The 16892-nt window shown below is 56.1% G+C and carries 12 protein-coding genes and 1 pseudogene; 8 read left to right on the top strand and 5 right to left on the bottom strand.

Annotated elements, in window-relative coordinates; translation table 11 throughout:
* Positions 1-149: 149 nt before the first annotated feature.
* On the top strand, positions 150-2447 hold the full coding sequence (locus AC56LV_RS17125; RefSeq protein WP_499559364.1) for a CHASE domain-containing protein: 2298 nt from the start codon (positions 150-152) through the stop codon (positions 2445-2447).
* Between the two features lie 16 nt (positions 2448-2463).
* Here the strand turns inward: AC56LV_RS17125 and AC56LV_RS17120 are convergent, their stop codons facing one another.
* Positions 2464-4344 carry a bifunctional diguanylate cyclase/phosphodiesterase gene (locus AC56LV_RS17120; RefSeq protein WP_499559362.1) on the bottom strand — a complete coding sequence of 627 codons (1881 nt, stop codon included), beginning with the start codon at positions 4342-4344 and terminating at the stop codon, positions 2464-2466.
* A 278-nt stretch (positions 4345-4622) separates the two neighbouring features.
* Between AC56LV_RS17120 and AC56LV_RS17115 the strand changes: the two genes are divergently transcribed.
* The 4 genes from AC56LV_RS17115 to AC56LV_RS17100 all read left to right on the top strand — a co-directional run bounded on the left by AC56LV_RS17115 (position 4623) and on the right by AC56LV_RS17100 (position 7620).
* Entirely contained in the window at positions 4623-5039 is a 417-nt protein-coding gene (locus AC56LV_RS17115) for a YbaN family protein (RefSeq protein WP_499559360.1), read from the top strand.
* A gap of 59 nt (positions 5040-5098) precedes the next feature.
* Positions 5099-5557 carry an Rrf2 family transcriptional regulator gene (locus AC56LV_RS17110; protein WP_499559358.1) on the top strand — a complete coding sequence of 153 codons (459 nt, stop codon included), beginning with the start codon at positions 5099-5101 and terminating at the stop codon, positions 5555-5557.
* On the top strand, positions 5544-6533 hold the full coding sequence (locus tag AC56LV_RS17105; protein WP_499559356.1) for an NAD(P)/FAD-dependent oxidoreductase: 990 nt from the start codon (positions 5544-5546) through the stop codon (positions 6531-6533). The genes AC56LV_RS17110 and AC56LV_RS17105 overlap by 14 nt, the downstream gene beginning before the upstream one ends.
* Positions 6534-6594: 61 nt before the next feature.
* A complete protein-coding gene (locus AC56LV_RS17100) occupies positions 6595-7620 on the top strand; it encodes a ribonuclease Z (protein WP_499559355.1) in 1026 nt (341 codons plus the stop codon).
* 12 nt (positions 7621-7632) lie between these two features.
* Here AC56LV_RS17100 and AC56LV_RS17095 read toward each other — a convergent pair whose 3' ends face one another.
* Positions 7633-8235: a hypothetical protein gene (locus AC56LV_RS17095; protein WP_499559353.1), complete on the bottom strand. Its 603-nt coding sequence runs from the start codon at positions 8233-8235 to the stop codon at positions 7633-7635.
* Between the two features lie 237 nt (positions 8236-8472).
* Here AC56LV_RS17095 and AC56LV_RS17090 point away from each other — a divergent pair, with 237 nt between their 5' ends.
* Entirely contained in the window at positions 8473-9636 is a 1164-nt protein-coding gene (locus tag AC56LV_RS17090) for a sensor histidine kinase (RefSeq protein ID WP_499559351.1), read from the top strand.
* A 100-nt stretch (positions 9637-9736) separates the two neighbouring features.
* Here AC56LV_RS17090 and AC56LV_RS17085 read toward each other — a convergent pair whose 3' ends face one another.
* From AC56LV_RS17085 to AC56LV_RS17075, 3 genes and pseudogenes are all read right to left on the bottom strand, one after another.
* A complete protein-coding gene (locus AC56LV_RS17085) occupies positions 9737-10195 on the bottom strand; it encodes a hypothetical protein (protein WP_499559349.1) in 459 nt (152 codons plus the stop codon).
* A 63-nt stretch (positions 10196-10258) separates the two neighbouring features.
* Positions 10259-10429, bottom strand: a complete 171-nt coding sequence (locus AC56LV_RS17080; protein WP_499559348.1) for a hypothetical protein — start codon at positions 10427-10429, stop codon at positions 10259-10261.
* 772 nt (positions 10430-11201) lie between these two features.
* Positions 11202-11760, bottom strand: a pseudogene (locus AC56LV_RS17075) (recombinase family protein).
* 376 nt (positions 11761-12136) lie between these two features.
* Here AC56LV_RS17075 and AC56LV_RS17070 point away from each other — a divergent pair.
* Both AC56LV_RS17070 and AC56LV_RS17065 read left to right on the top strand, forming a co-directional pair.
* Positions 12137-15796, top strand: a complete 3660-nt coding sequence (locus AC56LV_RS17070; protein ID WP_499559346.1) for an SIR2 family protein — start codon at positions 12137-12139, stop codon at positions 15794-15796.
* A 622-nt stretch (positions 15797-16418) separates the two neighbouring features.
* Positions 16419-16625: a hypothetical protein gene (locus tag AC56LV_RS17065; protein ID WP_499559344.1), complete on the top strand. Its 207-nt coding sequence runs from the start codon at positions 16419-16421 to the stop codon at positions 16623-16625.
* The last annotated feature ends 267 nt before the right edge of the window (positions 16626-16892 follow it).

The raw sequence follows: 16892 nt of genomic DNA, 5'->3' as shown, positions 1-16892 counted from the left end.
TAAAATAAATTAACAAGGGACGAGCCCGATCGACAGCTCATTAACAAATTAGCAAAGTTGCGTGCGCCCCGTGAATGCGAGGGTGCGTATCCTGTGGAGACCTTACCGCTCCCATCTACTGCGCCACCACGGCTGCACTACACAAGGACATGCAGCAGACTCCCACCCGCCCTCCTGCCTCACCGCCGCCGCCCACCGCCGGCCATGCGCCACTATTGATGGCGCTGCTGGTGTTCGTGCTCACGCTGCTGGTGACCTGGGCAGCGTGGTCGAGCGCGCAGCGCAATGCCGAGGCGCAGCTGCGCGAAGCCTTCGATTATCGCACCCGCGCGATGACCTACAACATCAGCCGGCGCATGCTCGTCTATGAACAAGTGCTGCAAAGCGCACGGGGCTTCCTGCGCGGCTCGGTCGACCTGCCGCGCGCCGTGTTCGGCGAGTATTACCAGAGCCTGGACCTGGTGCAGAATTTCCCCGGCATCGGCGCGCTCGGCATCGCCACCCGGCTGGCGCCCGGCGACGTGGCGGCGCACGAGGCGCAGGTGCGCGCCGATGGCTTTCCCGATTACCGTGTGCAGCAGGCGCCAGGCGAGCCGCCAGCCGGGACAGTGCTGGCAGTCATCTCGCACATCGAGCCGTTCAATGCCCGCAACCTGCGCGCGTTCGGCTTCGACATGGCCAGTGAACCGACGCGCCGCGCGGCCCTGGTAGCGGCGCGCGACAGCGGCCAGGCGACCCTGAGCGGCAAGGTGGTGCTGGTCCAGGAAGACGATGGCAGCGCCGAATCCGGGGTGCTGATGTACCTGCCCGTGTATCGCACGGGCCGCCTGACCGACGACGCCGCGCAGCGCCGCGCCGCGCTGACCGGCTGGATCTACGCGCCGTTTCGCATGGATGAGCTGATGCGCCGCGTGGGCGGCGTCAGCGCGCCCGAACTCGACGTCACGATCCACGATGGCGACACTCTCTCACCGGCGACGCTCCTGTACCAGTCGGCCGGCGTCGCCACGCACACGGCGCCGCGCCTCTCCACGACCACGCGGATGATGATCGCGGGCCGTGTCTGGACCGTGCGGATGGGCTCCGGCGCCGCGCTGGACGCCACGCTCGACACCGCCAGGCCGCGCATGATCGCCCTCGCCGGCATCATGCTCGGCGCCCTGGCCAGCCTGATTGTATGGCTGCTGGCCAGCTCGCGCCGGCGCGCGCTGGAACTGGCGCACGCGATGACGCTCGAATTGCGCGAGTCGCACGACCGCATCGCCGCCGACGGCCGCCGTACCCGCGTGATTCTCGAAACCGCCTACGACGGCTTCGTCGCGCTCGACCGCCAGGGGCGCGTGACCGACTGGAACGCGCAGGCGTCGCAGATCTTCGGCATGGAAGCCGAAGACGCCATCGGCCGTCGGGCCGAGGAGTTGCTGCCCGCCGAAGGCCATGCGGCCTTCCGCAGCGCGTTCGACGCGTTTGCCAGGAGTGGCGTGGGCCCGCTGCCCGGCCAGCCGGCCGAGACCGAAGTGCTGCACACGAGCGGCCGGCGCGTGCCGGTCGAACTGGCGGTGGCGCTGTTGCCGCCCTCGGACGGCGCCGGCGCCACCGTATTCGTGCGCGACATCACGTCGCGGCGCGCCGCCGAAGAACGCGAACTGCAGCGCCAGGCGCGCCTGGTCGAAGCGCGCATGGCGCTGCACCGCGCGCAAAAGCTCGAAGCGGTCGGCAAGCTGACCGGCGGCGTGGCGCACGACTTCAACAACATCCTGCACATCATCAGCGCCAACGTGCAGCTGATGCTGCGCGCCGATGGTCCGCCCACGCGCAAGCGCCTGCACAACGTGCTCGATGCGGTCGAACGCGGCTCGAAACTGGCCGGTCAGCTGCTCGCGTTTGCGCGGCGCCAGCCGCTGCACCCGAGCGTGGTCAACGTGGCCGAGCTGCTCGACCGCAGCGACAGCCTGCTGCAGCGCGCCGCCAGCGACGCCGTCAAGCTCGAGCGCAGCAGCGCGCCCGACCTGTGGCCGACACTGGTCGATCCCAACCAGCTCGAGCACGTGCTGCTCAACCTGATCATCAATGCACGCGATGCGATGGACGGCGGTGGCCACATCGCGCTGCGCCTGGCAAACGTGACGATCAGCACTGCCGCCGGCCAGCTCGATGCCGAGCTGGCGCCGGGCGACTACGTGATGATCACGGTGGCCGACACGGGCCACGGCATGCCGCCCGAAGTGATGGAACACGCGTTCGAGCCGTTCTTCACCACCAAGCCGGAAGGCAAAGGCACGGGACTGGGACTGTCGATGGCGCACGGCTTCGTGCGCCAGAGCGGCGGGCAGATCCGGCTGGCGAGCAAGCCGGACGCCGGCACCACGGTAACGATCTACCTGCCGCGCCATACGGCGCATGTGCTGCCGACGCAGGCTGCGCCAGACATGGGCGCGCTGCTGTGATGCCGGCCGCCGGCTGTCAGCCGACGCGGGTGCGGTAGCGGCCCGAGATCCGGTTGCGCCCGTGCGCCTTGGCGTCGTACATCGCCAGGTCGGCGCAGTGCAGCAGCGCTTCGCCATCGTCGCCGCAATCGGGATACATGGCGTAACCAATGCTGCCGGAGATATTCAGTTCGCGCGGGCCGTCGATGAACGGTTGTTCCAGGCAGGCCAGGATGGCGACGGCCACGCGCTCGGTGTCCTTGGCCTGCGCGCAGCGCGGCAGCAGCACGGCGAATTCGTCGCCACCTACCCGCGCCAGCGTGTCCGATTCACGCAGCACCGCGCACGCGCGCCCGGCCACCATGCACAGCAGACGATCGCCCACCGCGTGGCCGTAGGTGTCGTTGACCGGCTTGAACTTGTCGAGATCAAAATAGATCAGGCCCACCTTGTGGCCGTCGCGCGCCGCGACCCGGATCGCCTGGCGCATGCGGTCGTCGAGCAGCACGCGGTTGGGCAGCTTCGTCAGCGGGTCTTCATGCGCCATGCGCCGCATGCGCTCTTCTTCCTGCTTGCGTGCGTCGATGTTCGAGAACGTGCCGACCATGCGCAGCGGTTCGCCACGTTCGCCCCATTCGGTGACGGTGCCGCGCGCCTCGATCCAGCGCCAGCTGCCATCGCGCATGCGGATCCGGTGGACCATCGCATAGTCCGGCGTGACGCCGTCGATATGCTCGCGCAAGGCCTTGCGCACGGAATCGAACTCGTCCGGGTGCACCAGCTCGCCCAGGCCCTTGCTGCCGAACCACGACACGGTTGCGTGTTCGCTGTCGAGGATGCGCTGCGCACTGGGAGAGAGCAGCGCCGTGCCATTTGTGACATCGCAATCCCAGACACCGTCGCCGACAGCGTTGAGCGCCAGCTTCCAGCGCGCCTCGGCGGCCGCCAGCGCCCTGAGCGCGCGCCGGCGCCGGTCGGCAGCGCCGATCGCCGCCCAGCCCAGCAGGCCCAGCACGAGCGAGACGACCACGCCCACATTGCGCATCATCGCACTTTGCTGGTTGAAGCGCGCTTCAGCATCGTGGACGGCCTGGCCGACCGTGACCACCAGGCCGTAGTCCGGCATCTTGTACCAGGCAAAGAAGCGCTCGATACCATCGAGTAAGCTGACTTTGCGGAACATGCCGCTGTTACCTTTGGCGCGAAGATGCGGCGCCTGCGCCATATTGACGCTTATATAGCGTTCGCCGTCCGGGCGCGAGCTGCGCGCGATGATGGTGCCGTCCAGCCGCATCAGGCTGACAGCGGCATCCGGGCCCAGATCGATGCTGTTGTAAAAGCGCAGGAAATACGACGGCGGAACCGCAGCAGCAATCACGCCCGTCAAGCGCCCGCCGGCATCGCGGATGGGGCGTGTAAACTGGGCCGACCACTGCCCGCTGACGCGATGTCTCTCGGGGCGCCCAACATACAACTGGTCGCCGGCCTGCGTGCGGTGAATGGCGAACTCGGGCAACTCTCCCAGCGCCAGCCCCGGCGGCCCAGCATCATCATTCGAGTACAGCAGACGGCCGGCGGCATCGGTGACGGTGAAATGGATTGGCATGCGCAGATGACGCGCGTGCTCGGCCACACCCTGGGCGAAATCGGCCGGATCGCGCTGCCACGTGCCGCGCAGCTGGACCAGCGACAGATCGATCAGCCCGACGGTGGCCTTGACTTCTTCCGAAAATGCGCGCGACAGGTTCTGGACATTGCTCTTGCCGCCGGCTTCGGCCAGCTCGGCAAAGCGCGCCTGCTCGACGGCGACCAGGCCCCAGACGACCAGCAGCATCAGCGCCAGGTACTGCAGCAGGTGGCGCAGTACGCGGCGCCTGACGTAGCCGCCGAACACGGCCACGGATGTATGGGACGACATGGGATAAGGCATGGAAGACGGCCGGATCGAGCCAGGCAACAGACGGCAGCACATGGAATGGATAGCCGGGCGTCAAAACAATTCCTGGTACTACCAAAAAAAACGCGCCCGTCGTTGGACCCGACATTATACTGATTTATGCGCCAAAAGTTGCAAAGGGGAATTTAAAGTTGCGTAACGATATACGGGACAACCACGCTTCATGCGGGTGAGTCGCAGACGATGCATACTGAATAGTCATTTCGACAAGTTTGATCCGAGGGTGCTAGAGTAACGCCATGAAAGTCTTCTACAACGTCCTCGGCGTGCTCGCTGTACTGCTGGGCATCCTCGGCATTTTCCTGCCGCTGCTGCCGACGACGCCCTTCCTGCTGCTGGCCTCGGCCTGCTTCGCGCGTGGCTCAGTGCGCCTGCACCGCTGGCTGATCGGGCACCGGGTATTTGGCAAGTACATTGCCAATTTCGAGGCCGGCCACGGCATTCCGCTCAAGGGCAAGATCGTGGCGACGGTGATGCTGTGGGGCTCGATGGCATGGTCGTCGCGCCACTTCGACAGCATCGCGATCCTGATCATGATGGGCGTGATCGGCGCCTGCGTGAGCACGTATATGTGGTGGTACCTGCCGACCCTCAAGCTGCCGCCCACTTCCGCCACACCCACCGAACCCATCGTTTCCCGCACCGAGCTGCCGTAAATTCCCGTTTTTTCAGCGCGTCGTGATCTGCTGACCGTTTTTGTACTATCATTAGTTACATGAAACGCGACAGCAAACTCTCTTCCGTCCTCCACGTGCTGCTGCACCTGGCCCACAGCGACCGCCCGATGACCTCGGAGCAGATGGCTGGCATGCTCGGCACCAACCCGGTATTGGTGCGGCGCGTGCTGGCCGGCCTGCGCAAACGCGGCTACATCAGCTCCGAGCGCGGCCATGGCGGCGGCTGGACCGTGACGTGCGACCTGGCCCAGGTCACGCTGCGCGATGTCTACGATGCCGTCGGCGCGCCCACGGTGTTCGCGATGGGCAACCGCAACGAGCACAGCGACTGCCTGGTCGAGCGCGTCGTGAATGCCTCGCTCGAAAGCGCCTTTGCCGACGCCGAAGCGCTGCTGGTCGAGCGCCTCGGCCAGGTGAGCCTGGCCGACCTGTCGCGCGACTTCAACGGGCGTTACGACAATCACCTTCATACGAGGCCCAAGCATGAACACGACTGAACCGACACCTGCATCTGTTTTTGACAGTGACTACGACGCCATCATCATCGGCGGCAGCTACGCCGGCCTGTCGGCCGCGCTGCAACTGGCGCGCGCACGGCGCCGCATCCTGGTAATCGACGCGGGCCAGCGCCGCAACCGCTACGCCGCCAATTCGCACGGCTTTTTGACGCGCGACGGCCAGCCGGCCGCCGACATCGCCGCCGGGGGCCGCGCCAACGTTGCCGCCTATCCCAACGTGGACTGGCACGATGGCACCGCGACCTCGGCACGCCGGGATGGCGATGCGTTCGTCGTCGAACTCGATGGTGCCGGCACCGTACGCGCTGCACGCCTCGTGCTGGCCACCGGCGTGCGCGACGACCTGCCACCCATCGACGGCCTGGCCGAGCGCTGGGGCAAGAGCGTGTTTCACTGCCCGTACTGCCACGGCTACGAACTGAACGAGGGCCGCATCGGCGTGCTGGCGAGCGGCCCGCTGTCGGTGCACCAGGCGCAGATGCTGCCGCACTGGGGCCAGGTGACGTTGTTCACCAACGGCGTGTGCCCGCTCGACGACGCGCAACGGGCCGACCTGCACGCACGCGGCGTGGAGGTCGATGAGACGCCGGTGCGCCGGCTGGTGAATGTCGCCACGGTCGTGCTGGAAGACGGACGCCAGGAAATCATGAGCGGGCTGTTTACCTACGGGCGCGTGCACATGGCCAGCCCGATTGCGGAGCAACTCGGTTGCGCATTCGATCAAGGGCCGCTGGGGCCATTCATTCGCACGGACGAAGGCCGGCAGACCACGGTGCCCGCCGTGTTCGCCGCTGGCGACGCGATGCGCGCCGCCAGTTCGGTGGCGCTGTCGGTGGCCGATGGCGCGATGGCGGGCGTCGGCGCGCATCGCTCGCTGCTGTTTGGCGTGACGCCGTTTGCGGCGCCGATGATCCCTGCCGCGGCATCGGCGTCGCCTGCGGGCACGCGCGAATGAGCTTCTGCCGGTTTGCGTTGGCGTGACGGATAATGGCAACGTCACTTCACGGGAACCGCTTATGGAAATCATTGTCCTGGGTACGTCGGCCGGCACGCCGACCCGGCAACGCAATATGTCCGGCCTGGCGCTGCGCCTGCGCGGCGCCAGGCAGTGGATCCTGATCGATTGCGCCGAAGGCACGCAGCACCGCATCCTGCGCACACCCCTGTCCGTCATGAGCCTGCGCGCCGTGTTCATCACGCACCTGCACGGCGACCATTGCTACGGCCTGCCGGGACTGCTCGCCAGCGCCGCCATGGCGGGCCGCAGCGACGCCTTGACGGTCGTCGGCCCGCCGCCGCTGCGCGGCATGATCGAAGCCATCATGGTGGCGAGCCAGCTGAGTCTACCCTTCCCGCTCGTCTGGCTGACGCCGAACGACCTGGCTGGTGACCTGGCCGATGCGCCGCTCATGCCCGAGCTGGCGGTGGATGCAACGGCGTTGTCACACGGCCTTCCCTGCTGGGCCTATGGATTCACGGAGGCGGCAATGGCGCGCCATCTGGACACGGAAAAATTGCGGGCGGATGCCGTGCCGGCGTCGCCGTTGTGGGGCGATCTCCAGCAAGGGCGCGATGTGACGCTGGCCGATGGGCGCGTCATCAAGGCGACAGACTACCTGCTGCCGCCACGCAGGGCGCGGCGCATCGTCGTCGCCGGCGACAACGATCGGCCAGAGCTGCTGGCCACCGCAGCGCATGGCGCAGACGTGCTGGTACACGAGGCGACCTACACCGAAGACGTGCTGCAAAAGATCGGGCCGGGCCCGCAACACACTTCAGCAATGCGGGTAGCGCGCTTTGCCGAAGAAGCGGGCGTGCGCAATCTGGTGCTGACGCATTTCAGTCCGCGCTATCAGGACCGTGGCGCGCTGCCGATGTCGCTGCTGGAGGATGAGGCACGCGCGCAGTACAACGGCAATCTGATCCTGGCGCGCGATCTGGATCATTATGTGCTGGACCGCAGCGGCGCCCTGGTGCGCACGGAGCAAGCGCCCACCGGCGTCAGGGCGGCGCCGCCAACTTCCGACACACAACCGCGTTGAACTGGCACCGTATTACGCTGTTTCACCAAATTCGGTTCTGGCGACCTGCACCCGTTTCATGGCGGTATCCGGATCGATGCCCGCCATGATCAGGTTGACGATTTCCTGCTTGTCCTCCTGCCCCATCCAGGCGCATTCCTTGCGGTGCGAGCAGAAATAGGCGTACCACGAAACGTCGGCGGGCCGCTCCTTGCGCGGCTTCAGGCGTGCCGACACGGCGGCGCGTGCGGTCGCAGCGTAGTCGGCAAGCTGCGCGTCGATCGTGGTCCAGTCGAATGCGGCAACGGCGTGGCGGTCAGCGTCCCAGTCGCCCTCGTACTGCGCAGGCGGCCGCATGGTCGTCGGCCCAACGGCCAGCGACGCCAGATTGGGGTAGTCATGGGCCGCGCAGAACGCCTCGACGAACCGGAGTTTTGCGCCAATACCAACCTGCACTGCGCGGTCGAGGATCAGGTCTTTCGGATACAGAAGACGGGCTTGCCTGAGCAAGTCCTTGTAGTTGACAGGCATGCCCTGCGCAGCGCCCGCGTGGTGCCGCAGAGCGTCGACCAGACGCACGCCGACGTCGATATCGTTGTGCGTACGCTGTGTATCTGCGGCGGTGTGAATAACCATGCGAATGTCTGTCAGAAGAATCTGGCCGTGGCCCTAATCCGTCATTATGCATGGCTTTGCACGCCCGATGAATGGTGCTCGACCAGATTCCACGCCCCGCGGCAAGCGGATATGGCATGTCAATGTTTCGCCGAACGCTGTGCTTCATGATTTCGCCCTACAATTGGACGAATAACGTTCTGACATACAGCACTCACACCGATGGAGGCTGCAGGCGTCTTGCCTGGGAGGCCGACCATGATGTATGAATTCCTGTCCAACAATGCCGACGATCTGATCCAGCGGTGTATCGACAAAGTGAACAAGCGCCCTCAACGGAACGCATCCAGAGAGCAACTGCGTACTGGCATACCCATGTTTTTGGAGCAATTAACCAAAACGCTGCACGCAGAAGAAATGATTGACACAGCGGCTGCGATGGCCATCTCTGGCGCCTCCGGGGGCGAGAGAAAGGACGCATCAGAAATGGGCGCGACGGCTGCCGCGCATGGCGCCGCGTTGCTTGCGCTGAATTACACGGTGGACCAGGTGGTCCACGATTATGGCGACTTGTGCCAGGCGATCACGGACCTGGCCATCGAGCGCGACGCACCATTTTCAGCGAATGAATTTCGTACCCTCAACCGCTGCCTGGACAATGCCATCGCCAGTGCCGTCACTGAATTCTCATTCCAACGCGACTGCGCCGTCTCTGATCGCCACGCCTCCGAAACCAACGAGCGCCTTGGTTTCCTGATGCATGAACTTCGCAATTCACTGAGCGTGGCCACCATGGCGGTTGCGGCGATGGAAGTTGGCCATCTGTCCATTTCAGGCGCAACCGGCGCCTTGCTCAAACGTGGGCACGCGGCGATGCAGCGCCTGATTAACCTGTCACTGGAAGATGTGCGAACCGAGGGCGCAGCGTCGGGGCCGAAGGGTGTTTTTTCGCTTGCCGATTTTATTCACGAAGCACGTGATTCGGCGCAACTTGAAGCTGACACGCGAGGCTCGGCACTCGTCGTCGCTGACGTCGACAAGCTGCTGGCCATTCAGGGCGATCGGGATCTGTTACTCGCCGCGCTGGCCAATCTGCTCAATAACGCGCTGAAATTTACATGCGCGCATACCGCCGTCTCACTGACAGCCTATGCGGAAGGGCAACGTGTTCTGATCGTTGTGCGAGACCACTGTGGTGGTTTGCCAGCGGGGAATGCAGAAAAAATGTTTTCACCGTTCACGCAACGTGGCGATGATCGCTCGGGGCTGGGCCTGGGCTTGTCGATTGCGCGCCAGAGCATTTCGCGTAATGGTGGTCAGCTGTCGGTGGAGGATTTTCCGGGTGTGGGCTGTGCATTTACGATGAGTTTGCCTCGTCATCTGGCGCTGGATGGGATTCCGCCTGCTGAACCGACGCATTGAGTGATTAAAAAAGGGTCAGCTTGTCAGCTAACCCTTTTTATTGCTGGACCTCCGGCTTGTGCAGGGCTTTAGGGCAAGTTGCGTAGGTCACTGACGTTCATTATTTCTTGACTCGCACAGCATCAAAAAACCAACCTTGCCAAAAAATGACCAAGTGGTTTGGCTTGGTGATAAAGACCGAAGTAAAGCTCAGGTCGAAGACCGTAACTGGCGTAGGCATACCGAGTTCCTTTGAACTCGCATGAAACGCTTCGCGCAAATGAAGCTGTGGTTCGACCTTGTGCGCTTCGAACGCCGTTTTTCCGCAGTCCATTTTTACAAATTTTACCTGCTCTTTTCTTATTGTAAAAACTTGGCCAAGTAGTTGTTGTGCTTCATTCTCGTCGAGGGGGGCAATCTCCGCACCGTCAAGCGCAGCAGTAAATCGCCATTCACCAGTGACTCTGCGCTCAATCGAGTCCGAGGCGTGAGCGGATGGCAATATGCTCATAGCAATGAGTACAATAAACAACAATAAATTGCAGCGCTTAGTCAAAGCCGTACATGCAAGAAAAGACATCTCCATTCTCCTCATTTACTGGCGGCAGCTGAAGTATCTTTCATAAGAAACGGGGCGCATTCTTCAGCTCGCCGCTTTATGAGGCTCGGTGCAATGGACGTATTTCCTCTTGCCGTCCACGACCACTTGGACCTTGATCATCAATGCCATATTTGCGGCCGCCCCAGCAAAGTCCCCTTTATTCACAAGATTAGAAGTGGTCGAGGGGCCCTTTGCCCCGGCATTGTAAGACAAGCTGCATAGCGCATCGAACTTGGCTTGATTAAGTGGAACATTATTATTACGACGCGAATCGAGTCGAAGCCCAGCTTGATGTGGCTAACTACATCGCCGGCCTTTACAACTGCGAGCGCTTGCATTCTGTATTGGGCAATCTGCCGCCCAGCGTCTATGAATGCGCAATGGCAAAGAAAGAACTTATCGTCGTGTCCAGAAATACTTGACCACTACAGTCTTGCCGACAGTGTTGTAGATAGGGAAGCGGTAAAGTGCCCTCAGCGTGCTCGTAGTCGAAATATTCGAATGTGATGTCGGCTACCAACGCCGTCGAGGCGCTCGCGCGTGACATCGTGTGCTGCGAGATGGCTAGCTGCAGCACACGATGTCAGCTGGAGGCGTGATCGCGCCGCGTTTCGGCCTCACCTACTTCTGAGCGGCGCACGTTGAGTGCCGCAGTTTTTTGAGTGTGAGGTTAGAATGCACATCCAAGATAGCTTCGACGCCAGCGGCGCGAAACTGTTCAAGGTTTGAAATGCAGATGCAAGAGGAGTTATCGAATCGGCCATGGAGGCTAATATCTCGATTGATAAGGTCCCGCGCCTTGGCGCGGCGCAGGATGCATTAACTGATAGCGGAAAATTGTTAGTGATATCAGTTAGCGGATAGGTTAGTGCCATTCGAGCCTAATTTAAGCTTTGGCCTGCATGTCATGGATCTCAAGCCCTGCTCCCTTGTGCTTCTGGCTGTTCTTAGCAGACACGACCTCTTCAGAGCGTGTTTAAATCGACTACGCAGCCGATTTGAGAATTCGGTACACAGATGCGATACCAACGGAGCAGGAATCTGCAATTCCCTGTTTCGTCAAACCCTCGGCGTATAACGACAGTACCTTGGATGCCTTTGCTTTTGCTGTGGAGGCTCGGCCTCTGTACTTTCCGGCCTCCTTTACAACGGCGATGCCTACTTTCTGACGTTCAAGCACGATTTCCCGCTCGAACTGTGCGATGGACCCGAATAGGTTAAAGGTGAGACGTCCTTGTGGCATGCTGGTGTCAACATTCATATCGAGAATGCGAATGGAAGCGCCAGCTACAGCAGCTTCAATCTCAATCATGTGGACCATCGAGCGTGCGACCCGAGACAAGCTAGTGAACACCAGGACATCACTATTATTAAGCTTTGCCAAAACCTCTGAAAATTCTATTCGATCAGCCATTGACGCTGCTGATCTGTTCGGAATAAATCGCCTGATCGGTGCAACCTGCGGCCTTGAGCTTTGCAACCTGATCAGCCAACCCCGCAACCTGTGAAATCGTGCTTGTTCGTGCGTATCCGTAAATTTTCATCTACTAAGCCCTATAAAAAGAGTCCGGACCCAGAGATATTATCACTAGGATCTAGAACTTACGATGCCTTTGATAGTTTTTAAACAAGAGTTAGCGAATACTACTGGACCCTGCCTCAACGATCGACAGCTTGCTCATTCATTTGCAGCAACGCTGAGCTGAAAATTCGTATCGCCATGTCAAGACAAAGTCTCAGATAATCCTTCCGAAGTCGTAAAAATCGAAATCTCGCAGGTCCCATGAGTTGGCTCGACAGCTGTCGAAATAGTTAGAATTGTTATCGCTTGAGTCGATAGATGCAGGCTCTCACCAAATTATATTGACTAACGGAAAATATAGTAATACATTGTCTATATTTGAATTCTATACAGAAAATATGACTACCGAGAATTTTCTTTTAAAAGAATCTGCGTTGGCAGGAAACTTACTTCCTATCGTAGGCGCAGGCGTGTCGATGTCGCTGTTAAGTCCTTCTGGAGTGCGCGTCTACCCATCCTGGGCGGAGGTATTAGAGAAGGCTGCGGCAACTTTACAAATTCACGGAAAAAATCCTCAGGCGTCTGCGATCCGAGCCCTCGCGATAACTCAAGAATATCAAATGGCCGCAGATTTTGCGAAGAAAAACTTTGTTGGTTCTACCTGGCAGGATTTCTTCAATGCTACGTTCGATATCCCCATAGAGAGCATAGATGAAAGTTCATTAGACCTCCCAAAAAGTCTATGGAAAATCAGCAAGAAATTAGTAACACTGAATTTCGATAAAGTCTTGAGGATAACATGTCCCACGCGCACAGTCATAGAATTTGATAATACACAGTCATCACAATTAGCAAACTTTCTGGACCCAAATGATTTGCGGCATTTTGTATGGCATCTGCACGGCAGAATTGACAACCCAGAGTCTATAATCTTCACGGGAGAAAGCTACAAAAACCTTTACTCTGCGGATTCACATTTTGCTGCCGCGATCTCAGCTTTATCTAGTATATTGACCACTAAGCGAATGTTATTTGTAGGTTGCAGTTTATCTGATGCAGAACTTCTGCATAAGATTTCTGAAATGTCTAAATTGTTCGCGGAAAATGTCGGCCCTCATTTCGCACTTGTGCATAAAAATGACGAGCAAGTGGTGCGCGAGAAGTTGAAAGAGCTACCATTTGAGATTATTTGTTTCTCCGACTTTGGCCCACCACTAGTCCAGCTAATTGAGAAATTACGGCCGTCTTCTGAGAAATCTATCACTGCTTCAGATATAGAAAAAAAGAGTGCGATAAACGAAGTACAAAGGATTGCGATTTTAGTTGCTGATCCAATAAATCGCCGATACACCGATTCCGGTTTGATGCTTGAACTCAAAAAACTGAAAGGTGACGTCCATTATTACTCATTAGATCTTGAAAATCTCCGGGCGCTTGAAGATTTTAAGTACGTATTTATTGTCAGCAGTGTCTTAAAGGGTAACCTCGTTGTAGAGGATGCAGCGTTTGCTTCGATGCGGATCGGTATTGATGATTTGCTTGATAATATTTCTACAGCTAACTTACTGGGAATATTTGTCTTTTTGGACTCCTTAGAGCTCGACGTAGAAGCGTTAGAGAAAGCCAAGTCATGCGGTATGCCGGTAGCCATTTACGGAAAATTCGATCAAGCACAGTACAGTAGCGTTGCCTTTAAACTATTCAAGAAGAAAACGTTGGATTTAGGTGCAGATAACATTTTAATAAACTCAAACGACTTTGCTCTACAGGTATCAAGCGATCAGTGCCGCGAATACCGCAAGCTATCGCCTTTGTCGGATCTGATAGATCCAAATAATAAAAGGAACTTTGTTGGTCGAGCCGACGACTTACGGATCCTGTGTAAGAGAGTTTTAGAAGCTAATGAGAGAAATGATATTGTGACACTAAAAGGTGCCGGCGGCATGGGGAAGACGGCACTAGCAAAACGTGCTGCGCTCGAGTTTAGATCACGATATCGCTTCTCAGCTGGAATTAACTTCATCGACTGTGAGTTTATTGATAGTTCCGTGACTCTACTTCAGCAATTTGGAGTGGTGTTCGATCTATCTGCATCTAACGATATTCGTGGGAGTATGCGTGAACATAAGGGTTTGGAAGATAGATTAATTATTCTCGATAATGCCGAAAGTTTGCTGCTACTTGATGACATTGATGAGATCAAGAGCTCTATTAATTTTTTCGCATCTTACTGCACAGTGCTTTTGACAAGCCGCGAGCTTCTCGAATTTGACAATGAATCGGTTATTGAACTTAGAGCTATGACCACTGATGAAGCGTACCAGCTTTTTCTGACTGGCCTCGATAATCGTCAGTTTTCCGCCACAGAGGAAAAATTTATTCGCCAAGAAATATTGGAAGAGCTCTTGGACAATAACCCACTAGCAATTAAGTTGGTTACGAGGAACGTCCCGAAGACAAAGAATATGGGATTTCTTGCTAGGGAACTAAGTGAGGATGTATTTGCAAAATTGAAGGATGAAGACGTTGACATATTTACGTCAAAATCTGATCGGAATGTTGAAAGAAAGCGTTCGATTTTCGCTTCTATTCAATATTCCTATGGGAATCTAAATGATAAAGAAAAGTCCGCTTTTGAAATTTTATCTCTTTTCCCGTCGGGCATAAGCATCGAAGGTTTCAAAAGAATATCCGCCTTGTCACCAAATAAAAATAAACGAAAAAATAACTCTCAAAATAATCCTGCTACCAGTTTAATCGTCACAGATTCTTTGATCAAATCATTGGAATCGAAATCGCTCGTCGAGATGGATAAAAGCAATGTTTCCCTTCAATCTATAGTGGGACGTTTTGCAGAGCACGCATTTATCAAACGTAGTGCTGCAGACATCCGCAAATATAGAAGGAACACTTTTTTCTATAATAGTGACTTTGCTGATTACCTCAGCGATATAATGTTTCGTGAATCGCACATGGTTGGCAGGTACTTTTGGAAGTACCAAAAGAATTTCCTAAAGACGTTTCGGGAAATTGGAAAGCTCGATCTTGATTCGGAAGTTATTTCCGAATATGTGTTGAATATTTCGAGACTTTGCATGCATACTTGTGCTTACAAAACATTCTTAGAAAATTTGAAAATTGCAGAATTGAATTTCGAGCCTGGATCAGTTTCGGAAAGTTCAGTAAGGATCATGGAATTGAATCATCAATATTTCGATGGCGATTTTACGAACGCTTTCGCTGATATGCAGAATGAGTACCCACTGAGTTCAGTTGCTCTTATGTCTGATGCCGATCTGGAGAGCAGGAGTATGGCTACAGCTGCCTTGGGCATGTACCAGATGGAAGGATATATTGTTGAGGTACTCCCTTTATTGCCGCGGTTCATGCGCGCTCATGAAGGATATCCAGATTTATTATTTAGTACAGGTGACTTCGATCATGCGCTAATAATCAATTCTACAGACGACTTTATGACTTTCGAAGCAAAGCTCGCCATCGGCATTCTAAGTATTGAGGAAATTGACGAATACATAGATTCGCTGCACAAAAGTCAGCACCTAGAACGCATGCAAGCGAATTACGTTAGAGTAAAGATGGCAGGCGCTACAAAGATCCCTATTGATCAGTTTGTTGTTATAAATCCATATACCAATGGAATTAAATTATTAATGTTAGCAATGATAGAAACCAATATTGAAAAAAGCATAAAATATTTTGATAGTGCATTCGATCACCTCGTGCATATAAAATATTACCATGTTGAGGCGCACGTGCTTTTTTCAATGAGATTAAAAAAAGCCAGAATGGAAGAGAGATTCAAAGAAATGGCTGGTCTTGCGCTAAAAATGGCTCATCAACACTCATATAGGTACTTGGAGTATTTGGCAGTCCGTAGCTTAGACGAATTCTCACAAGAATATAGTGCATTTTTTTACAAACTAAGTGATGAGGCAGAGCAAGGGTTGGCGACCATAAAAGCGAATCAGAAAAAATATGGCCTTACAAAGTCAGATGTAGCAAAATATCATAGAGTTAAAAATCGACGAGATGGCTAAGTAGAGAAAATTTTGTGAATTTAATGCGCATAACAAGTTATCAGATGGACTAATTCTTACTTTATACGGCGTCGTGGCTCTAGATTTTCAATCCCAACATCTTTATGGAAAGACTCCTATTGGGCCTTTACATTTGCCGAGGCTTTCACGTCTGATCGGCACTAAATATGTAATTTGGAAACAGCAAGCATTGCCAAACCTCCCATCAAAAAATGAAAATGTTTAATAATAAGGACGCTTTTTCCTAACAAAAAAAATCCGCTTTTCCCTTGGGAAAGCGGATTTTAGGTTGGTCATAGCGCTGTCAACGACAAACGTTGGTTTGCCCCGAAAACTGACCCGCTTAGCCGCATAGTTTTGCATCAGAAAATCTGACCCACGCTTAAGACACAATCCTTCTTATAACATCGAGTGGAAAATTGGAGTAATCAACGTGTCATTACTGGTAATTATCCGACGCTGGCCCATGCGCGACCAGATTCCACGGTGGGAAATCGCCAGACGACTTGGCATCTCAAGAAACACCGTCCGACGCTATCTATGCTAGGAAACGACAGAGCCGTCCTGCGCAGACAGGCGCTCACCCAGTGCAATTGACAAATACGCTTTCCAACTTTCTGGCTTGCTAAAGACCGAGTCGGCCAAGTCACGCAAGCAGCGGCGCACCTCGAAGCAGCTTCATGAAGAACTAAGGGAATTAGGCTCTGAAGGGTCTTACAACCGGGTCGCAGAATTCGTGATGGTATGGAGGGCGAGTCAAACTGACAGGGTAAATTCAGCTAGCAAGCGCACATTCACGACCATCAAAACACCTACGATATCACCTTGAGAGCTCAAAGAAACGCACGTCTTGTATGCACACTGCCTAGGTGGGGGCTGAGCACAACCTATAACACCAGGTCGACACGACTGCGGGCAACTAGATGCATACATCTAGCGGTCGCACGTACTGCCATTGAATGTTTGTTTCCAGCATATTAACGAAATTTTTCGACTCGGAAATTCATGGATCCTAGTCGATCGTCTGATATATCGCCATGGTTAAGCTCCAACTTTGATGCTATATGAGCCTACTTTGACAATATACAAATCGTTG

Source organism: Telluria sp. RB2R28, from assembly GCF_059685835.1.
Note: the sequence above shows the minus strand (reverse complement) of the source record. Positions and strands in the feature narration are given on the sequence as shown.